Source organism: Desertihabitans aurantiacus (assembly GCF_003344635.1).
GTDB classification, from domain to species: Bacteria; Actinomycetota; Actinomycetes; order Propionibacteriales; family Propionibacteriaceae; genus Desertihabitans; species Desertihabitans aurantiacus.
In genome coordinates, this window is record NZ_QPKK01000024.1 from 1 (window position 1) to 21,456 (window position 21,456).

The following is a 21,456-nucleotide window of genomic DNA, read 5'->3' on the forward strand; positions in this document are numbered from 1 at the left end:
CGCGGACGCGGCCCGGCCGCCGCGCCGGCTGCGGGTCGGCGTCCTCACCGCGCCGCTGATCTCCGCGGACGTGCCGGTGCACCCGGCGGCGCTGCGGGCCGTCGAGCGTGCGGCCGGGGCGTTGCAGTCGGCTGGGCACCAGGTCACCGGGCTGGAGCCGGCGTTCCCGCCCGAGGCCTGGCAGGGTTTCGCCGCGGTCTGGGCGGTCGGCGCGCTCGGCGCCCCGGTCCCGCCGGAGGGGGAGGACCGGCTGCGGCCCCTGACCCGCTGGCTGCGTGAGCGCGGACGGTCGGTCAGCGGGCTGGACCACGCCCGGGCGCTGCAGGCCATGCAGCAGCTGACCCAGCAGGTCGACACCGCCTGGCAGCACGTGGACGTCGTCCTCACGCCCACCATGGCGGCCCCGCCGTGGCCGGTCGGCGCGCTGCGCGACGACGCCGACCCCGCCGCCGACTTCGACGGCCAGACCGCCCAGACCCCGTGGTGCAGCGTCTGGAACATCACCGGCGCCCCGTCGCTGCAGCTGCCCCTGCACGCCGAGGAGGTGGACGGCGTCCGGCTGCCGTTCGGGGTGCTGCTCGGCGGACGTCCGGGCGCTGACGCCGAGCTGCTCGCCGTCGGGGCCGAGCTGGAGGCCCTGCTCGGCTTCCCCCCGCTCCCTCCGGGGTCGACCGGCCGGTGACCTCGGAGCCTGCGATGCTGCGCTGGCCGCGCCGCAGGTGCTGACCGGGCAGGGGCCGTCCCGAGGGCGGCTGCCCGGTCGCCCTCGCAGCGCCAGCCGGGAGCACCCGGCAGGAACGATGGAGGGAGTCTCATGCAGCCACCCCCCGGGAGCGTGCCGCACCCGTTCGGGCAGGGCGTGGTGGTCGCCGTACCCGTCCAGTCCTGGCGGTCGAAGGTGCTGCTGGGAGGGGCGGTCCTCCTGGCCGTGCTCTACTCGCTCCTGCTGGTGCTGCTGGTCTTCGGCGTGCAGCGCGTGCCCTACCTGAGCCCGTTCCTGCTGCTCGCCCCGCTGGCCACCGTGCACCTGCAGCTCCTGTTCGGGCAGGCCGTCGTGGCGCGGGGGCCAGCGCTGGTGGTCGACGACGTCGGGATCCGGCTGCGTGACGTGGTCGGCTGGATCCAGGTGCCGTGGGCCAGGCTGCGCTCGATGACGGTCACGTCGCGGGGCCGGGTGCTCCGGCTGGACGCCCCGGGCGGGGTCTACCTCAACGAGATGCTGATCCGCCGGTCCTTCCAGGCCTACCGGATCGACACGCTGGTGGTGCGGCCCGACCACCTGGTGCGCTACCTGGAGCACCGACGCGCCACGGCCCCCGGCTGACGCCGCCATCGGGGGACCGGTCGTCCACAGGGTGCACGGCGCCGGTCGTCGCGGGTGCTCGGGGCTCGTAGGGTGTCCGGGTGAGCGAGCCGCCGTGGGGAGCACCGATGGACCCCGAGCGCCCGGAGGACCGCGAGCCCCCGGAGGACTGGCAACCCCCGGAGGACTGGCAGCCCCCGCACGACTGGGCGCCACCCGCGGAACACGTCACGAGCAGCGGAGGCACCGACCTCCGCCCCGCCCCGCAGCGGCCGTCGACCCCGCTCGAGGCGCTGCAGCGGGTATGGGGCTACGACGCCTTCCGTGGTGAGCAGGCCGAGATCATCGACACCGTGGTGGCCGGCGGCGACGCGGTCGTGCTGATGCCGACCGGCGGCGGCAAGAGCCTGTGCTACCAGGTGCCCGCGCTGGTCCGTCCCGGCACGGGGGTGGTGATCAGCCCGCTGATCGCGCTGATGCACGACCAGGTGGACGCCCTGGAGCAGCTCGGCGTCCGCGCGGCCTACCTCAACTCCACCCAGGACCCCGACCAGCGCCGCGACGTCGAGCGGCGGCTGGTGGCCGGTGAGCTGGACCTGCTCTACCTGGCGCCGGAGCGGCTGCCCGCCGCCGCCGGTCTGCTCGACCGGGCCGAGATCGCGCTCTTCGCCATCGACGAGGCGCACTGCGTCAGCGCCTGGGGCCACGACTTCCGCCCCGACTACCTGCGGCTGTCGGTGCTGCACGAGCGCTGGCCGCAGGTGCCGCGGGTCGCGCTGACCGCCACCGCCACCACCGAGACCCGCGCCGAGATCGTCGACCGGCTCGCGCTCACCGGCGCCCGAATCTTCGTGGCCAGCTTCGACCGCCCCAACATCCAGTACCGGATCTCGCCGAAGAACGACGCCCGCGGCCAGCTGCTGCGGCTGGTGCGCGAGGAGCACCCCGGCGAGGCGGGGATCGTCTACTGCCTCAGCCGGGCCTCGGTGGAGAAGACCGCGGAGTGGCTGTCGGGTCAGGGGGTGACGGCGCTGCCGTACCACGCCGGCCTGGACGCCGCGACCCGCTCGCGCCACCAGTCCCGCTTCCTGCGCGAGGACGGGGTGGTGATGGTGGCGACGATCGCGTTCGGGATGGGCATCGACAAGCCCGACGTCCGCTTCGTCGCCCACCTCGACCTGCCCAAGTCGGTCGAGGGCTACTACCAGGAGACCGGACGCGCCGGACGCGACGGGCTGGCCTCCACCGCCTGGCTGGCCTACGGGCTGCAGGACGTGGTGCAGCAGCGCCGGATGATCGCCGAGGGCGAGGGTGACCGGCAGCGCAAGCGCGCCCAGACCCTGCACCTGGACGCCATGCTCGCCCTCTGCGAGACCGTCACCTGCCGCCGTCACCAGCTGCTCGCCTACTTCGGGGAGCAGAGCGGGGACGCCTGCGGCAACTGCGACACCTGCCTGGCCCCGCCGGAGTCCTACGACGGCACCGTCCCGGCGCAGAAGCTGCTCTCGACGGTGGTGCGGCTGCAGCGCGAGCGCGGGCAGGCCTTCGGCGCCGGCCACCTCGTCGACATCCTGCTGGGCCGCGAGACCGAGCGGGTGCGCCGCTTCGGCCACGACCAGCTCACCACCTGGGGGATCGGCACCGAGCTGGACGAGGCGGGCTGGCGCGGGGTGGTCCGCCAGCTGCTGGCTCTCGGCCTGCTGCAGGTGCAGGGGGAGTACGGCGTGCTCGGGCTGACCGAGGCCTCCACCGAGGTGCTCCGCGGGCAGCGCACCGTCCGGTTCCGCCGCGAGCAGGAGCGGGTGCAGCGCAGCAGCCGACGCAGCGCCGCCCCGTCCCGCCCCGAGCTCGACCCCGACGCCGAGGAGCTGTTCCAGCGGCTGCGCAGCTGGCGCTCCCAGGTCGCCAAGGAGCAGGCCGTGCCCGCCTACGTGGTCTTCTCCGACGCCACCCTGGCCGGCATCGCCAGCGCCCGGCCCGCCGACGAGCAGGCGCTGCGCGCAGTCTCCGGCGTGGGCGAGGCGAAGCTCGCCCGCTACGGCGAGGCCGTCCTCGAGGTGGTCACCGAACCGACCGGCTCCTGAACCCGGTCGGGTGTCACGCTCCCGGGCGGATACGGCACCGATGGTGCCCGGGAGCGTGACACCCGATCAGCCGACGGCCTCATCCGGGTCCTCCTGCGCCAGCCACCAGGTCGGTTCGGCCAGCGTCCAGCCGTCCCTGCGTCGGTCCCGCTGCTGGCCTCGCCGGTAGCCCGAACGCAGCCGGCGCACCAGCTTGTCGGGGTGCTCGCGCAGGTCGAGGCTGTCGGCCCGGACCACCGTCAGCCCGGCGTCCTCGAACCGCTCCTCCCGCTCGTTGTCGGCGCGGTGCTGGCGGCGTCCCCGGTGGTGCTGGCCGTCGAACTCGGTGACCAGCCCCGCCTCGGCGTCGAGCAGGTCGGCGATCCCGAGCAAGCGCTCGCGCCGGTCGAAGACGGGCGCGTTGACCAGCGGGCGCGGCAGCCCGGCCGCCAGCTGGTAGAACACCCGCAACCGGCTCTCCCAGGGGCTTCGGGAGCGGCCGTCGACCAAGGGCAGTGCGCGCCGCACCCGCTCGATGCCCCGCACCCCGCGGCGTCGGGACAGGTAGGCCGCGAGGGCGGGAAGCCTGAGCCACCCAGGGTGGGCACAGGCGTCGGCGAACGCGACGGCGTCCGCGAGGTCGCCGCTGTCCCGCATCCCGTCGAACGCCGCCTGCGCGGGGCCCACGACCGGCAGCACGCCCACCACGACGGAGCTCCCGGACGCCGCCAGGGCCCGCACCCGTCGGGAGCTGCTCCCAGGGTCCACGGCTTCCCGTCGCAGCACCACACCGCGTTGGGCCCGCCGGCGAACCGTGGGTCCGCCGAGCACGATGGTGACCGGGAGTTCGACCATGGTCCGGGTGTCCCTGCCGTCCAGCAGCGCGATCCCGGCGAGGAGGGCCGCCGCCCAGCCGGTCAGCGCCCCGCCCGGTGGGATCAGGGCGGCGGCGTCGAGCACGCGTTGCAGCGGCATCCGCTCCCCGCCGCCGAGCCGGTAGAACCCGCGCGAGGTGCGACGCCACCGGCGTCCACGGACCGTGTCATCGGTGACCCCCGCGGCACGCAGGGTGCGGAGGGACGCGGGCCACCTCAGCGGCAGGGTCGGCGGATGCTGCTCGGGCACCTCCCCAGCCTGACGGACGGGCAGCCGCCCGCCGGGGGTTGTGCACAGGCCCGTCCCGGGCTCAGGAGATCGAGAGGCACGCTCCCGGGCCGCCAGGAGCGACGGATGCCCGGGAACGTGCCACTCGAGGGATCACCAGATGGAGACGCGCTGGTCCTCCGGCAGCCACAGGGCGTCGCCCTCGGTGACGTCGAAGGCGGTGTAGAACTCGTCGATGTTGCGCACGATCTGGTTGCAGCGGAACTCGTTCGGCGAGTGCGGGTCGGTGGCGATCCGCTGGCGCACCGCCTCCGGGCGCAGCTTGGACTGCCAGATGGTGGCCCAGGACAGGAACAGCCGCTGCTCGCCGGTGTAGCCGTCGATCGGCTCGTCCGCGCCCTTGGCCTCCTGGGCGATCCGCCACGCCTTGAGCGCGATCGACAGCCCGCCGAGGTCGCCGATGTTCTCCCCGATGGTGAGCGCCCCGTTGACCTTGAGCTCGGGCGCACCCTCGGGGGAGAGCTGGCCGTACTGCTCGATCAGCGACGTCGTCCGGGCCTCGAAGGCCTGCCGGTCCTCCGCGGTCCACCAGTCGCGCAGCCGGCCCTCGCCGTCGCAGGTGGAGCCCTGGTCGTCGAAGCCGTGCCCGATCTCGTGGCCGATCACCGCGCCGATTCCGCCGTAGTTGACGGCGTCGTCGGCGGCCTCGTCGAAGAACGGCGGCTGCAGGATCGCCGCGGGGAAGACGATCTCGTTGCGCAGCGGGTGGTAGTAGGCGTTGACCGTCTGCGGGGTCATGAACCACTCGTGGGCCTCGATCGGCTGGTCGATCTTGCCGAGCTGGAAGTCCAGGTCGAAGGCGACCGAGCGCAGCACGTTGCCGATCAGGTCGTCGGCGCGGACCTCCAGCGCGGCGTAGCTGCGCCACTTGTCGGGGAAGCCGATCTTGGGCGTGAAGTTGGCCAGCTTGGTCAGCGCCTCGGCCTTGGTGGCCTCGGTCATCCAGTCCAGGTCGGTGATCGAGCGGCGGTAGGCTTCGATGAGGTTGGCCACCAGCTCGTCCATCCGCTCCTTGGCGACGGGGGAGAAGTGGCGCTCGACGTAGATCTTGCCGACCGCCTCGCCGAGCACGCCCTCCACCAGGTCGACCCCGCGCTTCCACCGCTCCTTGAGCACCGGCGTCCCCGACAGCACGGTGCCGTAGAACCCGAACCGCTCGTCGACGAAGTCGCTGCTGAGGTAGGGCGAGCGGCCGGTGACGACCTTCCAGCGCGCCCACGCCAGCCAGGCGTCCAGCCGGTCCTCGGTGACCAGGGCGGCCACCTCGGTGAAGAAGGACGGCTGGCAGTCGATGACGTCGGTGGCCGAGGCCGGGACGCCGACCTCACCGAAGAGCTCGACCAGTCCCAGTGCGGGGGAGGCGGCGGCGAAGTCGGCGATCGTCTTCGGGTTGTACATCTGCCGCATGTCGCGGGTGCGCACCTTGTCCCAGTGGCAGGCTGCGATCTCGGTCTCCAGCGCGAACACCAGCTCGGCCTGCGCCTCCGCGTCGGCCACCCCGGCCAGCGCCAGCGAGCGGGCCACGTGGCCGCGGTAGGCGGTGCGGATCTCGGCGTGGGACTCCTCGCGGTAGTAGGCCTCGTCGGGCAGGCCCAGCCCGCCCTGCGCGGCGAAGAGCACGTAGCGCTGCGGGTTGCCCGGGTCGGCGTCGACGTCCAGCCCGACCAGGGACGGCAGCCCGCGCCGGGTCAGCCACCCCATCAGGGCGGGCAGCCCGTCGGTGCTGGTCACGGCGTCCACCCGGGCCAGCTCGTCGGCGAGCGGGGCGGCGCCGGCGGCCTCGATCGTCTCGGTGTCCATGAAGGAGGTGAACAGGTCGGCGATCCGCGCGGCGTCGGTGCCCGGCTCGGGGTCGGCCTCGCTGCTCAGCCCGGTGATGATGTCACGGACGGCCTCCTCGGCCGCGTCGCGCAGCAGCAGGAACGCGCCGGTGCCCGGCTTGTCCTCCGGGATCTCGGCGGTCGCCAGCCATCGCCCGTTGACGTGGCGGTAGAGGTCGTCCTGCACCCGGGTGGCCGGGTCGAACGAGGACGGGTCGAGGGACTGCGGTGTCATCACGTCGGTCACCCTCGCGACCCTACTCGGCGGTCCACACACCGTTTCCCCGGTGTTCGTCACAGCGGACAGCACCTGACCGGAAGCAGCGCCAGGCTGGTCCCAGACGCACCGACCAGAGGAGTCCCCGTGCAGCCCTTCCACCTCCACATCGACCCCGCCGACATCGACGACCTCCGCCAGCGCCTGGCCCGCACCCGCTGGCCCGAGCAGCTCCCCGGCACCACCGGCTGGGCCAAGGGGGTGCCGGTCGCCGAGGCCCGCGCCTGGGCCGCCGACCTGGCCGCGTTCGACTGGCAGGCCCTCCAGGACGAGCTCAACGCCCTGCCGCAGTGGACCACCGAGATCGACGGCGCGACGATCCACCTCGTCCACGCCCGCTCCACCCGCGAGGACGCCGTCCCCCTGCTCCTGCTGCACGGCTGGCCCGGCACCGTGGTCGAGCTCATCGACCTGATCGGCCCGCTCACGGAGCCGGAGAGCCAGGACGACCCCGCCTTCCACGTCGTCATCCCCTCCCACCCCGGCGTCGGGCTGTCGGGGCGGACGTCGGAGCCCGGCTGGGGCGTCCCCCGCACCGCGGGGGCCTACGCCACCCTGATGGCCGAGCTGGGCTACGACTCCTACCTGGTGCAGGGCGGCGACCACGGCGCCGTCCTCGCCCCGCACGTCGGCCGCGTCGACGCCGAGCACGTCCGCGGCGTCCACGTCAACGCCGCCACCATCGGGTTCATGCCGATGGGGGAGGTGGACGAGGAGACCGCGGCGGCGCTCAGCCCGCTGGAGCGGCAGCGGTTGGGCCGGATCGCGGAGTTCATGAGCGACGGCAGCGGCTACAACACCATCCAGGCCACCCGTCCGCAGACCATCGGCTACGGCCTGGAGGACTCCCCGGTGGCGCTGCTCACCTGGATCGTGGAGAAGGTGCAGGCCTGGACGCACGACCAGAGCCGGCTCGCCGACCCGCACTACCGCACCCGCCACCTGGCCGACGTCCTCCTCTACTGGCTCACCCGCACCGCCACCTCGGCCGCCGACAACGTCTACGCCAGCTACGGCGACCTCTTCGCCGACCCGGCGGCCGGTGCAGTCTCCGGGGTGCCGACGGCCGTCGTCGCCTACGCCGAGGACGTCTCCATCCGGCGGTTCGCCGAGCAGGGCCACCGCATCGTGCGCTGGACCGACGTCGACCACGGCGGTCACTTCGCCGCCCTGGAGCAGCCCGAGCACCTGGTCGCCGACCTGCGCGCCTTCGTCCGCGAGCTGTCCTAGCCGGCCGCCCCACCGGCCCGCGCGCCGCCCTCCGGGTCGCCCGCGGGACCGGCGGGGCGCGACGCCGACCTGTCACCGGCCCGTCCCCCGACGTCCATCCCCGGGCCACTTGCCGGCCGGCCGTGGTGCAGCACGGTGGACAGTGGGTACCGGCCGGTCGACGACCACCGAGCAGGAGGCGCAGATGGACGAGCAGACGACGGCGTGGCAGCACAGGGGGACCAGCGACCTCGACGCGGCGGTCGTCGCGGGGGTCGACGCCTGGTGGCGGGCGGCCAACTACCTCTCGGTCGGGCAGATCTACCTGCTCGACAACCCGCTGCTGCGGCGCGAGCTGACGCGCGAGGACGTCAAACCGCGGCTGCTGGGCCACTGGGGCACCACCCCGGGGCTCAACTTCCTCTACGCCCACCTCAACCGGGCGATCACCGAGCGGGGCACCCAGGCGATGTACATCACCGGGCCCGGGCACGGCGGACCGGGCCTGGTCGCCAACTCCTACCTCGAGGGCACCTACACCGAGACCTACCCCGACATCAGCGGGGACGAGGAGGGGCTGCGCAAGCTGTTCCGCCAGTTCTCCTTCCCCGGCGGCATCCCCAGCCACGTGGCGCCGGAGACCCCGGGCTCGATCCACGAGGGCGGTGAGCTGGGCTACGCGCTGTCCCACGCCTACGGCGCCGCCTTCGACAACCCCGAGCTGCTGGTCGCCACCGTGATCGGCGACGGCGAGGCCGAGACGGGGCCGCTGGCCACCGGCTGGCACGGCAACAAGTTCCTCAACCCCGCCACCGACGGCGTCGTCCTGCCGATCCTGCACCTCAACGGCTACAAGATCGCCAACCCCACCGTGCTGGCCCGCATCCCCGAGGACGAGCTGGTCGCGCTGATGCGCGGCTACGGCCACACCCCGCACCTGTTCACCGGCGGCTTCGACGACGAGCCGGTCGAGGGGGTCCACCGCCGCTTCGCCCGGGTGCTGGACGAGGTGCTCGACGAGATCGCCGAGATCAAGGCCGCCGCCGCGCGGGGACGCACGGACCGCCCAGCCTGGCCGATGATCGTCTTCCGCACCCCCAAGGGCTGGACGTGCCCCGACACCATCGACGGGCGCCGTACCGAGGACTCCTGGCGGGCCCACCAGGTGCCGCTGGCCAGCGCCCGCGACACGCCGGAGCACCTCACCGTGCTGCGCCGCTGGATGGAGTCCTACCGGCCCGAGGAGCTGTTCGACGACGGCGGCTCGCTGCGCCCGGAGGTCGCCGCCCTGGCCCCCGACGGCGACCTGCGGATGAGCGCCAGCCCGCACACCAACGGCGGGCTGCTGCTGCGCGACCTGCGGATGCCCGACTTCCGCGACTTCGCCGTCGACGTGCCCACCCCGGGCGGCGCCATCGGCGAGCCGACCAAGGTGCTGGGGCAGTGGCTGGCGGAGGTGGTCCGCCGCAACCCCGACAACTTCCGCGTCTTCGGACCGGACGAGACGGCGTCCAACCGGCTGCAGGCGGTCTACGAGGCCACCGACAAGCAGTGGAACGCCGACTACCTGCCCACCGACGCCGAGGACGACCACCTGGCCCCGTCCGGCCGGGTGATGGAGGTGCTCAGCGAGCACCAGTGCCAGGGGTGGCTGGAGGGCTACCTGCTCACCGGCCGGCACGGGCTGTTCTCCTGCTACGAGGCGTTCATCCACATCGTCGACTCGATGTTCAACCAGCACGCGAAGTGGCTGGACTCCTGCAACGACATCGCCTGGCGCCAGCCGGTGGCCAGCCTCAACTACCTGCTGTCCTCCCACGTCTGGCGCCAGGACCACAACGGGTTCAGCCACCAGGACCCCGGCTTCCTCGACCACGTGCTCAACAAGAAGCCCGAGATCGTCCGGGTGTACCTGCCACCGGACACCAACACGCTGCTGTCGACCTACGACCACTGCCTGCGCTCGCGCAACTACGTCAACGTGGTGGTGGCCGGCAAGCAGCCGGGACCGCAGCTGCTGACCATGGACCAGGCGATCGCGCACTGCACCCGCGGCCTGGGCATCTGGGAGTGGGCGGGCACCGAGGTGGCCGGCGAGGACCCCGACGTGGTGCTGGCCTGCGCCGGTGACATCCCCACCCTCGAGGTGCTGGCCGCCGCCGACCTGCTCCGCCAGCACCTGCCGCAGCTCAAGGTGCGGGTGGTCAACGTGGTCGACCTGATGCGGCTGCAGGACGAGAAGGAGCACCCGCACGGGCTGTCCGACCGCGACTTCGACACCATCTTCACCACCACCGCGCCCGTGGTGTTCGCCTTCCACGGCTACCCGTGGCTGATCCACCGGCTCACCTACCGCCGCCGCGCCCACCCGAACCTGCACGTGCGCGGGTACAAGGAGGAGGGCACCACCACCACGCCGTTCGACATGGTGATGCTCAACGACCTCGACCGCTACCACCTGGTGATGGACGTCATCGACCGCGTTCCGGGCCTCGGCTCGCGCGCGGCCGGGCTGCGCCAGCAGATGGCCGACGCCCGCCTCGCCGCCCGCCGCTGGACCCGCGAGCACGGCGACGACATCCCCGCCGTGCGCGACTGGGTCTGGCCGGACGCGGGCGACGCCCTCGACACCTCCGGCCAGCAGGGCACGACCTCCACCGGCGGCGACAACGAGTAGCCGACGCCGCGACGACAGCGCCCTGAGCCTGTCGAAGGGCGGATGAGCGGTCCCGACCCCAGCGCCCCGCCTGTCGAGGGCGACCAGCACGCCCGACGGCGGGTGGGTGGGACGCGGCGGCTCAGCCCAGCTCTGCGCGGAGGCGGGTAATCCCGGTCCGGGAGGCCGCCAGCTCGGCGCGCTCGCCGTCGGCCACCAGCTCGACCACCCGCAGGTCCGGCGAGGTCAACGACCACTCACGCGGTCCTCGCCCGCGCTCGTCCGGGTCGAGCCGGACGTCCAGGTGTACCGGCTCGCGCTGCATGGCACGGAAGCCGCCGACGACCTCGGTGAAGACCAGGCGGCCGGAGGCGGTGTGCAGGTAGCCGTGTCGCCAGCCACGGGCACCCGAGTCGGAGTCCGGCCAGCGCATCGCACCAACGACGACGTCGCCGAGGGGGGTCTCCCGTCGGAACCGGCGAACCAGCCAGCCGCCTGCTGCTCCCAGCAGGACCGCGAAGAGCCCGGTGAGCGGTACCTGCCACCAAGGCACGCCGGTGATGCCGGCGGCGTTCAGGAGGCCCAACATCCCGACCGCCGCGCCGAGGAGAGCGGTCGCCAGGACGAGCCACGGCCAGTAGAGGCGGAGGCCGCGTCCGATCCCGCCCACGGTCATGGGGTGATCCTGTCAGCAGGGTGCACCGGTGCTGCGTGATGGGCGTGCCGCGGGTCCCGCACCCGGAGTACCGGGCGCTCTGGAGCGGGTCCCGGTACGGTCATCCCGTGGTCGACGACGCGCACGCCCTGTCCGGTCTGGTGGTCTCCGAGCCGAGGCAGATCGCCTCCGGCGGCACCTGGTACGAGGGGCCGACCTGGCTGCCCGACGGCTCCCTGGTCTGGAGCGACGTGGTCGGCAACCGGCTGCTGCGCTGGGCCGGCGGGGACGGGCCGGACGTCGGCTTCGGCGCCGGGGTCACGGTCGAGATGGAGCCCTCCCACCACCAGAACGGGCACACCCTCGACCTCGACGGCCGCCTCGTCGCGGCCAGCCACGGCGAGCGGGCGGTGGTCCGCCGCGAGGCCGACGGGTCGTGGACGCCGCTGGTCGAGCGCTGGCAGGGCCGCCGGTTCAACTCGCCCAACGACGTGGTGGTGGCCCGCGACGGCGCCGTCTGGTTCACCGACCCCCGCTACGGGCTGGACAAGCCGGAGGAGGGCTACGGCGGGGAGGCCGAGATCGACGGCTGCTTCGTCTACCGGCTCGACCCGGGCGGCGACGTCGAGCAGGTGACGCCGACGATGCCCGGCCCCAACGGACTCGCCTTCAGCCCCGACGAGACGGTGCTCTACGTCGTCGACTCCGCCGAGGGCCTGCTGTGGCACTTCCCGGTGCGCGGCACCGGCCTCGGCGACGGCACGGTGGTCGCCGAGCACCCCAACCCCGACGGTCTGCGGGTGGACGCCGACGGCCGCGTCTGGTGCTCGGCCGCCGACGGCGTCCGGGTGTACCAGCCGGGAGAGGGCACTGCCCGGTGGACCCTGCTCGGCACGATCCCGACCCCGCGCCGCGCGGCCAACGTCGCCTTCGGCGGCGGACCGGACGGCCGCACCCTCGCGATCACCGCCACCGACGCCGTCTGGCTGGTCGAGACCACCGTCCGCGGCGCCGTCTGACCCCGGGAACGGAACAGCGTGTGCGCTCAGGCACCGAACCCCGGTGCCGGACCGCACACGCTGACCAGGCAGAACCTCAGCGGACCTGCCAGGTGTCGCTGCCGGCGATGAGGTCCTGCAGCGCGTCGTCGCCGACGCCACCCTCCTGGGCCAGCCGGACCTGCTCGCGGGCCAGGTCGTCGTAGGCCGGGCGCTCGACGTCGCGGAAGATGCCGATCGGGGAGCGCTGCAGCACCCCGGCGTCGGTCAGCCGGGACAGCCCGAAGGCGTAGGTCGGGTCGGTGCGGTGGGCGTCGTGCACCACCAGCGCGTCCGCACCGACCTCGGCCACCTCGCGCACGGCCAGCTCACCGGTGGCGGCGTCGCGGACGACCCCGAGCCGCCCCTCCACGCCGAAGCGGATCGGCTCACCGTGGCGCAGCGGGATGATCGACTCGACCGCGGAGTCCTTGTCCTTGACCGCCTCGAAGGCGCCGTCGTTGAAGATCGGGCAGTTCTGGTAGATCTCCACGAACGACGAGCCGCGGTGGTTCGCCGCCGCCTTCAGCACCTCGGTCAGGTGCTGGCGGTCGGAGTCGATCGTGCGGGCCACGAACGAGGCCTCCGCGCCGAGGGCCAGCGAGACCGGGTTGAACGGGCTGTCCAGCGAGCCCATCGGCGTCGACTTGGTGACCTTTCCGATCTCCGACGTCGGCGAGTACTGGCCCTTGGTCAGCCCGTAGATCCGGTTGTTGAACAGCAGGATCGTGAAGTTGACGTTGCGGCGCAGCGCGTGGATGAGGTGGTTGCCGCCGATCGACAGCGCGTCGCCGTCACCGGTCACCACCCACACCCCCACATCGGGACGGCTGGTCGCCACGCCGGTGGCGATCGCCGGCGCCCGGCCGTGGATGGAGTGCATGCCGTAGGAGTCGACGTAGTACGGGAACCGCGAGGAGCAGCCGATCCCGGAGACGATCACGGTGTTCTCACGCTTGATGCCGAGCTCGGGCATCAGGCCCTGGAAGGCCGACAGCACGGCGTAGTCGCCGCAGCCGGGGCACCAGCGGACCTCCTGGTCGCTGGTGAAGTCCTTGCGGTTGAGCGGCTCCAGCGAGAGCGGGACGCCGGACAGGCCCTTGTAGGCGGGGCGGGTGGTCGGATCGGTGGCGGTCATCGGGTCTCCTCGTGAGCTGTGCCGTTCGAGGGTGGGATGGGGACGCTGCGCTGGGTGCTGTCGAGGTCGAAGTGCTGCTCGCCGACGAACTGGCGCACCTCGTCGGTGCGCAGCGCCGCCAGCTCGGCCGCGATCTCCGCGGCGCTGCGACCCTCTTCCTCGTCGACCACGGTGATGAGGTCGCGGGCCAGCTCCGACAGCGAGATCGGCAGGCCCCGCACCCGGGAGTAGGACTCGACGTCGACCAGGTACTTGGCCCGCAGCAGCAGGGCGAGCTGGCCGAGGTTCATCTCCGGGACGATGACGCGGCGGTAGCGGCGCAGCACCTCGCCCAGGTTGGCCGGGAACGGGTTGAGGTGGCGCAGGTGGGTCTGGGCCACCTGGTGGCCCTCGTTGCGCACCCGGCGGACGGCGGCGGTGATCGGGCCGTAGGAGGAGCCCCAGCCGAGCACCAGCACCTTCGCCCCGCGACCGTCCTCCGCGCCCGGGTCGTCGACCACCAGGTCGGGGATGTCGCGGACGACGCCGTCGACCTTGGCCTGGCGGGTGCGGATCATCTCCTCGTGGTTGGCCGGGTCGTAGGACACGTTGCCGGTGTCCTTGGCCTTCTCGATGCCGCCGATCCGGTGCTCCAGCCCCGGCGTGCCCGGGACGGCCCACGGCCGGGCCAGGGTCTCCTCGTCGCGACGGTAGGGGTGGAAGACCGCGTTGCCCTTGGCGTCGGTCGCGTTCGGCTCGGTGGCGAAGGCGGGGTCGATCGGCGGGATGTCGGCCAGCTCCGGCACCCGCCACGGCTCGGCGCCGTTGGCCAGGTAGCCGTCGGACAGCATCATCACCGGCGTCCGGTACTTCACCGCGATCCGCACCGCCTCGATGGCGGTGTCGAAGCAGTCGGCGGGGGACTGGGCGGCCAGCACCGGGATCGGCGCCTCGCCGTTGCGGCCGAACATCACCTGCAGCAGGTCGGCCTGCTCGGTCTTGGTCGGCATGCCGGTGCTCGGGCCGGCGCGCTGGACGTCGACGACCACCAGCGGCAGCTCGGTCATCACGCCGAGGCCGATGGTCTCGGCCTTGAGCGCGATGCCGGGGCCGGAGGACGTCGTGACGCCCAGGTGGCCGGCGAAGGAGGCCCCCAGCGCGGCGCCGACGGCGGCGATCTCGTCCTCGGCCTGGAAGGTGGTGACGCCGTGGCGCTTGTGCTTGCTCAGCTCGTGCAGCACGTCGGAGGCCGGCGTGATCGGGTAGGCGCCGAGGAACATCGGCAGCCCGGCCTTGTGCGCGCCGGTGATGAGGCCGTATGCGGTGGCGAGGTTGCCCGAGATCTGGCGGTAGCGCCCGGCCGGCATCGGGGCCGGGGCGACCTCGTAGCGGACGGCGAAGGTCTCGGTCGTCTCGCCGAAGGCGTGCCCGGCCTTGAACGCGGTGATGTTGGCGTCGCGGATGTCGGGCTTGCGGGCGAACTTCTGGGTGAGGAAGTTCAGCGTCCCCTCGGTGGGGCGGTGGTACAGCCAGGACACCAGGCCGAGGGCGAACATGTTCTTGGCCCGCGAGGCGTCCTTGCGGCTCAGCCCGAAGTCCTTCACCGCCGCCACCGTCATGCCGGTGAGGTCGAGGGCGTGCAGCTGGTAGTCGGCCAGGCTGCCGTCGGTCAGCGGGTCGGCGGCGTAGCCGACCTTGGTGAGGTTGCGCTTGGTGAACTCCGCGCTGTCGGCGATGATCACCGCACCGCGCGGCAGATCGGCCACATTGGCCTTGAGCGCGGCGGGGTTCATCGCGACCAGGACGTCCGGACGGTCGCCCGGGGTCATGATGTCGTAGTTGGCGAAGTGGATCTGGAAGCTGGAGACGCCGGGCAGGGTTCCCTGCGGTGCCCGGATCTCGGCCGGGAAGTTCGGCAGCGTCGAGATGTCGTTGCCGAAGGTCGCGGAGTCCGAGGTGAAGCGGTCCCCGGTGAGCTGCATGCCGTCGCCGGAGTCCCCGGCGAAGCGGATCACCACGCGGTCGAGTGTCTGCACTGCTGGCACGGAGAGCTAGCCCCTCTGGATCGGTCCGGGCCCCGCGTCGACGTCGGCGAGACCGGATTGCACTGTACGCGTCTTGCGTAATTCCCCCGGACAGCGTCCACGCGCACCGCGCTATTCCGCCGCGGCCGACGGCACGGCGTGATCCGCGCCACCACGTCCGGGTCGTGGGGCACCGTTCGCGTACGCTGGCTCCGCACGCGCTCGACCCCGTCTCCGGATGTCCGGGGCCCGAGCCGGCGCTGCCGCCCGCGGCCGTGTCCGGCGGGTCGCTGCGGCCGGACGACGTGAGGAGGACCGTGAGCCAGGGAGTACTGCCATCGGCGAGCCCGACCACGCAGCCGATCCCGTCGCGTCCCCGCCCCGTCCGCACCGCGCTGGCCGGGGTCCGCCCCGCGCTGGCGGAGGCGTGGGCCGTGGCGGCCGTCCGCCGCGGTCTGCTCGGCGTGGTGCTCATCACCGTCGGCTCGCTCACCCCCGGCTACCTCCCCGAGGCCAACCCGGTGCACGCGGTGCCGGGCGTCGCCCTCCTGCAGACCGGTCTGGGCGCCACCCTGGGCACCGCGGTGATGCTGCTCGGCGTCGGGCTGCTGATCGACGCCTGGGTGGCGCTGCGGCCGTCCCGGTCGGTCGGGCTCAGCCTGCCGGCGGTGCTGGCGATCTGGAGCGTCCCCTTCCTGCTGGCCCCGCCGGTGTTCTCCGCCGACGCCTACGCCTACGCGGCCGAGGGCTGGCTGATGCACCACGGGCTCAACCCCTACGACGTCGGGGTGGGCTCGCTGCCCGGCCCGTTCGCCGACCAGACGGTGATGGTGTGGCGCTGGACGCCGGCCCCCTACGGCCCGCTCGACCTGGTGCTCAACCACGCCGTCGTCGACCTCTTCGGCGGCCACCCCTACTGGGCCGTGGTGGGCATGCGGCTGCCCGTGCTGCTCGCCGTGGCGACCATGGCCGGGCTGCTGCCCCGGCTGGCCGACCGGATCGGCGTGGACCGCCAGCTGGTGCTCTGGCTGGCCCTGGTCAACCCGCTGACCTTCGTCCACCTGGTGGGCGGGGCCCACAACGACGCGCTGATGATGGCGCTGGTGGTGGTCGCGCTCTGGCTCGCCCTGCAGGGACGCCTGCTGCTGGCGATCATCGCCGTCGCCGCCGCGGCCGCGATCAAGGTGCCGGCGATCCTCGCGGTGCTGGCCGTCGCCGTCCTCGCCGACCCGGTGCTCACCCGCGCGAACGCGTTGTCGCTGGCGCGGTTCCGCCCCGGCCGCGGGCTGCTCGACACCCGCGAGCGGGTGCTGCGCACCATCCGGCGCGGGGTGGTGGCCTCGGTGCTGGTGATCGCGGCGTTCCTGCTCATCAACCTGGCCACCGGGCTCGGCTTCGGCTGGATCCCCGGCATGAACGTGCCCGGCATGGTGAAGACGATGTCGCCCTCGACGATGCTCGGGGAGCTGTTCTCCCAGCTGTTCTACGCCCTCGGGCTCTACGACCTGTCCTGGACGTCGGTGCGCGTGGTGCGCACGCTGTTCATGGTCGGCGCGGTGGTGCTCATCGGCTGGCTGGCGCTGGCCGTCGCGCACCGGCGGCCGCTGGCCTCGCTGGCCTGGTCGTTCATCGCGGTGGCGCTCTGCGGACCGGTGCTGCACGGCTGGTACCTGTCCTGGGGTGGTGTGCTGCTCGGGCTGAGCCGACCGAGCCGGGTCATGGTGCGCACGGCGGTCTGGGTCTCCAGCGGGCTGCTCGTCTACATCGCGGTCAACCTCGCCTGGAAGAACGACGCCACCGTGCTCGGCGCGGTGGCGGCCGGGCTGATCGCCTGGCGGCTCTGGGAGCTCGACCGCACCTTCGCCGCGGAGTTCCCCGGTGAGCCCGGCTGGCGGCTGCTGGTGCCGCGGCCGGGCGACGTCGCCCGGCTCAGCCCGCTCGGCGCGACCTCGGTGCGCCGGTCCTCGCTCAGCCGCTGACGCCCGGGCGGGTGCGGCGCAGCCACCACAGCCCGAGCACCGGCAGCAGCACCGGGATGAACAGGTAGCCCTGGCCGAAGTGCGACCACACGGTCGGCTCGGGGAACCAGGCCGGCACCGCCAGGCTCAGCCCCCCGACCACCAGCACCCCGACCAGCTCCAGCGCGCAGGAGAAGGCCGCCAGCCGCCGGGAGGAGCGGTCGCCCAGGGCGAAGGCGGTGGTGGCGACCAGGTAGAAGACGGCGGCCACCGCCGACAGCACGAAGGCGACCGGGGCGACCTCGAAGCGGTCGATGATCTGCACCACCGAGCGGGCCGTGGCGGCCAGCGCGAACACCCCGTACACGGCGACGAGCACCCGTCCCCAGCCGGTGCGGGTGCGGCGGGCGTCGGCGTCCTCAGCCACCGGCGTACACCTGGTGCATCCGCAGCACCATCGCCGGCACGGTGACGCAGGCGACCACCAGCACCCCCGCGCCGCCCCGGCTGCGGTCGGCCAGCGCCCAGAAGGTGCCCACCGGCAGGATCAGCAGCACCCCGACCAGGTACACCCCGAAGGTCAGCAGGTTCGGGATCTGCTGCTGGGCGCCCAGCACGAAGCCGACCACCGCCTGCACCACCAGCCCGAGCTCGACCAGCGCGAGCACCCCGAGCAGCACCTGGTCGCCGCGACGGGTCAGCAGCACCGGCTGGCGGGTGACGATCTTGACCACCGCCCACACCACCACCACCAGGCAGAGACCCGTCAGGGCGAGCGAGAGACCGAGGACCACGACGCCGGAGCCTACCGACCGACCCCACCGGCCCCTGCCCCTGAGAACGTGGATGTCATCGGCAACACGCCCGGCGCGCCGCGGCGTGTCCCGGTGCGTGGAGCCGTCGACGCACACGATGCCCGGGCGGCGCCCGGCCCTCAGTCCACGACCGCGGCCACCTCGGCCGGGTCGACGTCCTCCAGCCGCGCGTGCGTCCACCGGGGTGTGCGGTCCTTGTCGACCAGCTGGGCCCGGACGCCCTCGGCGAAGTCGGGGTGCGCGGCCAGCCGGGGCGCGAGCCGGCGGTCCTGCTCGAGCACCTCGGCCAGCGAGGTCATCGTCTCCGCCCGGCGCAGCGCGGCCAGGGTGACCGCCACCGCGAACGGGCTCCGGGCGCGGATGTCGGCCGCGGCCGTCCGGGCCACCGGGTCGTCGGCCGCCTCGAGCCGCTGAACCACCGCCACCGGGTCGTCCCCGGCGAAGTACGGGTCCAGCCCGTCGGTCAGCCAGGCGCTGGTCACCTCCTCGTTGCCGGACCCGAGGTCGGTGACCTCCCCGCCGGCCGCGAGCCGGTCGACCACCGCGGGCAGCTGGTCGGCGTCGAGCAGCCGGTCGGCCAGCCCGAGCGCGACGGCGTCCGCCCCGCCGACGGTGCCACCGGTGAGCGCCATCCGGGTGCCGCTCTGCCCGGGCGCCCGCGACAGCCACCACAGCGCGCCCACGTCGGGGAAGAACCCGATGATCGTCTCCGGCATCGCCAGCCGGGTGCGCCCGGTCACCAGCCGGACCGCCGCGTGCACCGACAGCCCGACGCCGCCGCCCATGACGATCCCGTCCATCCAGGCCACCACCGGCACCGGTGAGGTCGCCACCGCGGCATCGGTCGCGTACTCCTCGGTGAAGAACTCCACGCCGGCGTCCGTCCCGGCCAGCACCGACTCCCGCACCGCCCGGACGTCCCCGCCGGCGCACAGGCCGCGTTCCCCGGCCCCGTCCAGCAGCACCGCGCCCGCGCCGGCCCCGGCGTGCTCGTGCAGCGCCCGGCGCACCGCCACCACCATCGGGGTGGTGAGCGCGTTGAGCGTCTGCGGGCGGTGGAGCCGGATCCGCCCCAGCGCGCCGGTGCGGGCGGTCAGCACGTCGCCGGTGGTCGGGGTGGGCTGCCAGGCGTCCTCGCGCATGGGTGGACGCTAGCCGGAGCGGGTCAGCCGCGGGTGTAGTCGGCCAGCACGGGGGAGTGGTCGCTCATCCGGGAGGCGTAGTCGGGTTCGCGGTCGGTGCCGGCCCGCAGCGCCCGCGCGGCCAGACCCGGGGAGGCGAGCTGGTAGTCGATCCGCCAGCCGGCGTCCCGGTCGAAGGCGCTGCCCCGCCAGGTCCACCAGGAGTAGGGGCCCTGCTCGTCGGGGTTCAGCCGGCGCACCACGTCCACCAGCCGCCGGGGCGAGAGCAGCCGGTCGAACCACTCCCGCTCCACCGGCAGGAACCCCGAGGAGCGGGCGTTGGCCTTCGGGTTGGACAGGTCCGCGGCGGTGTGGGCGATGTTGAAGTCGCCCATCACGAGGAACTCCCGCCCGGCCCGCGCCGCCGCCCGCCGGGAGTCGGTGAGCTGGCGGGCCAGGGAGGCCATGAACCGCAGCTTGCGCCGGTGGCGCGCCTCGGCGACCGGGTCGGTGTGCGGCCGGTCGCCCTTGGGCAGGTAGAGCGAGGCGACGGTGAGCCCGGCCCCGTCGAGGTCGACCTCGAGGTAGCGGCCCTCGCTGGCGAAGGCGGTGCTCCCGATCCCGGTGCGCATCGCGCTCGGCCGCTCCCGGGTCAGCAGCGCCACCCCGTTGCGCCCGGCCAGCGACCCGGCGTCCAGGCTGAGGTGCCAGCCCGGCAGCGGGGGCACCAGCTCGGGCGGGCAGCGCACCTCCTGCAGGCCGACCACGTCCGGGGCCCGCTCCTCGAGCCACCGGTCCAGGCCGCGGCGGACGGCCGCACGCAGGCCGTTGACGTTGACGCTGGCCACCCGCAGCGTGCGCGGGTCCGGGGCGGGGAAGGCGGTCACGGAGGAGCACCCTGCCAGAATCGGTGCCCGTGACCCTCCCGCTGCCGCCCGCCCTGGACCGCCGGCGCGAGGGCGCACCGGAGTGGGTCGACTGGCTCGACCGGCTGCCCTCCCTGCGGGACCGGGTGCTGGCGGAGTGGCAGCTCGACGTCGACGGTGAGCAGGTCCCCGGGTCGGTGGCCCTGGTGGTGCCGGTGCGCGACGCCGACGGGCAGCCCGCCGTCCTCAAGCTGGCCTTCGACGGGGCACCCGAGCTCGAGCACGAGGCGCTGGCCCTGCAGCACTGGCACGGCGACGGGACGGTGCGGCTGCTGCGGGCCGACCCGCGCCGACGGGCGCTGCTGCTGGAACGCCTGGGACACGACGACCTCACCGACCTGTGGGACCTGGAGGCCTGCGAGATCGTCGCCGGCTTCTACCGGCGGCTGCACCGCCCGGCGATGCCGCAGCTGCGCACCCTGACGTCGTTCGTCGACGGCTGGCTGGACGACCTGGCCGCCCTCGGCCGCGAGCTGCCGGTGCCGCCGCGGCTGGTCGAGCAGGCCCTGCACCAGGGCCGGGCCCTGGTCGGTGACCCGGCCAGCGCCGGCGTGGTCATCCACGGCGACCTGCACTACGGCAACGTGCTGGCCGCCGAGCGGGAGCCCTGGCTGGTGATCGACCCCCAGCCCATGGACGGCGACCCGCACTGGGAGCCGGCGCCGCTGCTCACCGACCGCTGGGAGGAGATGGCCGGCGACCTCCGCGCCGCGATCCGGCGTCGCTTCCACACCGTCGTCGACGTCGCCGAGCTGGACGAGGCCCGGGCGCGGGACTGGACGGTGGTCCGGATGGTGGTGGACGCCTCCTGGGCCGCGCTGGACGCCCGCCGAGCCGGCCGCGGGCTGACCGCTGAGGAGCGCGACTGGATCACCCGCTGCGTCGCGGTGGCCAAGGCCGTCCAGGACTGAGCCGCTCGGGGTGAGCCCACCCGTCCCTACCCTGACCCGGTGATCATCTGGCGTGGGTGGGGAGTCGCGACGTTGCTGGCCGTGCTGGGCATCCCGGCCGGGCTCGGCCTGTGGTCGGCCCTCGGGCTGGGCGACGCCGTGCTGCCGGCCTTCGTCGGGGCCGGGCTGGGGCTGGGTGCGGTCGGCACCTTCTTCCTCGGCCGCTGGCTCAACGAGCTGCGCCCGCAGGCCCGGCTGGAGGGCTGGCGCCGACGGCGCCGCGCCGAGCTCGACCAGCACGTCGCCGCCGGCACCTTCCACCTCGGGACGGGCCACCCGGCGCCGCGCTCGCTGGCCGAGGCCCGCGCGCAGGCCGAGGCGCTGCTGCAGGCCGAGCTGGCCACGGTCGGCGGCGCCGGCC

Annotated in this window: 18 protein-coding genes; 9 read left to right on the plus strand and 9 right to left on the minus strand. The window is 73.8% G+C overall.

What is annotated here, in order from left to right; all coding sequences use genetic code 11:
* From DVA66_RS03900 to recQ, 3 genes are all read left to right on the plus strand, one after another.
* On the plus strand, positions 1-682 hold a 682-nt coding region (locus tag DVA66_RS03900; RefSeq protein ID WP_269801587.1), incomplete at its 5' end, for an amidase family protein.
* Positions 683-814: 132 nt separating this feature from the next.
* Entirely contained in the window at positions 815-1,324 is a 510-nt protein-coding gene (locus tag DVA66_RS03905) for a PH domain-containing protein (protein WP_157973821.1), read from the plus strand.
* An 80-nt stretch (positions 1,325-1,404) separates the two neighbouring features.
* A complete protein-coding gene (recQ, locus tag DVA66_RS03910; protein ID WP_232821741.1) occupies positions 1,405-3,387 on the plus strand; it encodes a DNA helicase RecQ in 1,983 nt (660 codons plus the stop codon).
* 66 nt (positions 3,388-3,453) lie between these two features.
* Here recQ and DVA66_RS03915 read toward each other — a convergent pair whose 3' ends face one another.
* Together DVA66_RS03915 and DVA66_RS03920 are read right to left on the minus strand one after the other, a co-directional pair.
* Positions 3,454-4,491 carry a DUF559 domain-containing protein gene (locus DVA66_RS03915; RefSeq protein WP_114558874.1) on the minus strand — a complete coding sequence of 346 codons (1,038 nt, stop codon included), beginning with the start codon at positions 4,489-4,491 and terminating at the stop codon, positions 3,454-3,456.
* Between the two features lie 132 nt (positions 4,492-4,623).
* A complete protein-coding gene (locus DVA66_RS03920) occupies positions 4,624-6,585 on the minus strand; it encodes a M13 family metallopeptidase (RefSeq protein ID WP_114558885.1) in 1,962 nt (653 codons plus the stop codon).
* Positions 6,586-6,714: 129 nt separating this feature from the next.
* Here DVA66_RS03920 and DVA66_RS03925 point away from each other — a divergent pair, with 129 nt between their 5' ends.
* Together DVA66_RS03925 and DVA66_RS03930 are read left to right on the plus strand one after the other, a co-directional pair.
* Positions 6,715-7,857: an epoxide hydrolase family protein gene (locus DVA66_RS03925; RefSeq protein ID WP_114558875.1), complete on the plus strand. Its 1,143-nt coding sequence runs from the start codon at positions 6,715-6,717 to the stop codon at positions 7,855-7,857.
* Positions 7,858-8,041: 184 nt separating this feature from the next.
* Positions 8,042-10,513, plus strand: a complete 2,472-nt coding sequence (locus tag DVA66_RS03930; RefSeq protein WP_114558886.1) for a phosphoketolase family protein — start codon at positions 8,042-8,044, stop codon at positions 10,511-10,513.
* A 121-nt stretch (positions 10,514-10,634) separates the two neighbouring features.
* On the opposite strand, the gene DVA66_RS03935 is transcribed toward DVA66_RS03930, so the two are convergent.
* Positions 10,635-11,168: a DUF2550 family protein gene (locus DVA66_RS03935; protein WP_114558876.1), complete on the minus strand. Its 534-nt coding sequence runs from the start codon at positions 11,166-11,168 to the stop codon at positions 10,635-10,637.
* A 107-nt stretch (positions 11,169-11,275) separates the two neighbouring features.
* Here DVA66_RS03935 and DVA66_RS03940 point away from each other — a divergent pair, with 107 nt between their 5' ends.
* Entirely contained in the window at positions 11,276-12,166 is an 891-nt protein-coding gene (locus DVA66_RS03940; protein WP_198671458.1) for an SMP-30/gluconolactonase/LRE family protein, read from the plus strand.
* 76 nt (positions 12,167-12,242) lie between these two features.
* Here DVA66_RS03940 and DVA66_RS03945 read toward each other — a convergent pair whose 3' ends face one another.
* A complete protein-coding gene (locus DVA66_RS03945) occupies positions 12,243-13,322 on the minus strand; it encodes a 2-oxoacid:ferredoxin oxidoreductase subunit beta (RefSeq protein WP_114558878.1) in 1,080 nt (359 codons plus the stop codon).
* Entirely contained in the window at positions 13,319-15,337 is a 2,019-nt protein-coding gene (locus DVA66_RS03950; protein WP_408608888.1) for a 2-oxoacid:acceptor oxidoreductase subunit alpha, read from the minus strand. Before DVA66_RS03950 ends, DVA66_RS03945 begins: the two co-directional genes overlap by 4 nt.
* 305 nt (positions 15,338-15,642) lie before the next feature.
* Here DVA66_RS03950 and mptB point away from each other — a divergent pair, with 305 nt between their 5' ends.
* Complete coding sequence (mptB, locus tag DVA66_RS03955) at positions 15,643-17,304, plus strand: polyprenol phosphomannose-dependent alpha 1,6 mannosyltransferase MptB (protein WP_157973822.1); 1,662 nt, start codon at positions 15,643-15,645, stop codon at positions 17,302-17,304.
* Here the strand turns inward: mptB and DVA66_RS03960 are convergent.
* From DVA66_RS03960 to DVA66_RS03975, 4 genes are all read right to left on the minus strand, one after another.
* Positions 17,294-17,710: a hypothetical protein gene (locus DVA66_RS03960; RefSeq protein ID WP_114558881.1), complete on the minus strand. Its 417-nt coding sequence runs from the start codon at positions 17,708-17,710 to the stop codon at positions 17,294-17,296. The genes mptB and DVA66_RS03960 overlap by 11 nt on opposite strands.
* Positions 17,703-18,077 (minus strand): hypothetical protein, encoded by a 375-nt coding sequence (locus tag DVA66_RS03965; protein ID WP_114558882.1) that lies wholly within the window; start codon positions 18,075-18,077, stop codon positions 17,703-17,705. The genes DVA66_RS03960 and DVA66_RS03965 overlap by 8 nt, the downstream gene beginning before the upstream one ends.
* Before the next feature lie 140 nt (positions 18,078-18,217).
* Positions 18,218-19,240: an enoyl-CoA hydratase/isomerase family protein gene (locus DVA66_RS03970; RefSeq protein ID WP_114558883.1), complete on the minus strand. Its 1,023-nt coding sequence runs from the start codon at positions 19,238-19,240 to the stop codon at positions 18,218-18,220.
* Positions 19,241-19,263: 23 nt separating this feature from the next.
* Positions 19,264-20,106, minus strand: a complete 843-nt coding sequence (locus DVA66_RS03975) for an exodeoxyribonuclease III (protein ID WP_408608889.1) — start codon at positions 20,104-20,106, stop codon at positions 19,264-19,266.
* Positions 20,107-20,135: 29 nt separating this feature from the next.
* Between DVA66_RS03975 and DVA66_RS03980 the strand changes: the two genes are divergently transcribed.
* Both DVA66_RS03980 and DVA66_RS20790 read left to right on the plus strand, forming a co-directional pair.
* The gene (locus DVA66_RS03980) at positions 20,136-21,056 is read left to right on the plus strand and encodes an aminoglycoside phosphotransferase family protein (RefSeq protein WP_232821742.1); all 921 of its coding nucleotides are present in this window, start codon (positions 20,136-20,138) and stop codon (positions 21,054-21,056) included.
* Between the two features lie 39 nt (positions 21,057-21,095).
* Positions 21,096-21,456, plus strand: a 361-nt coding sequence (locus DVA66_RS20790; RefSeq protein WP_157973823.1) for a transcriptional accessory protein, incomplete at its 3' end; no start/stop codon positions are given.

Excerpts from the sequence above, each read along its gene's own strand:
- DVA66_RS03920 (WP_114558885.1), bottom strand. The coding sequence starts at position 6,585 with ATGACACCGCAGTCCCTCGACCCGTCCTCGTTCGACCCGGCCACCCGG.
- DVA66_RS03930 (WP_114558886.1), top strand. The coding sequence starts at position 8,042 with ATGGACGAGCAGACGACGGCGTGGCAGCACAGGGGGACCAGCGACCTC.
- DVA66_RS03935 (WP_114558876.1), bottom strand. The coding sequence starts at position 11,168 with ATGACCGTGGGCGGGATCGGACGCGGCCTCCGCCTCTACTGGCCGTGG.
- DVA66_RS03970 (WP_114558883.1), bottom strand. The coding sequence starts at position 19,240 with ATGCGCGAGGACGCCTGGCAGCCCACCCCGACCACCGGCGACGTGCTG.
- DVA66_RS03905 (WP_157973821.1), top strand. The coding sequence starts at position 815 with ATGCAGCCACCCCCCGGGAGCGTGCCGCACCCGTTCGGGCAGGGCGTG.
- DVA66_RS03945 (WP_114558878.1), bottom strand. The coding sequence starts at position 13,322 with ATGACCGCCACCGATCCGACCACCCGCCCCGCCTACAAGGGCCTGTCC.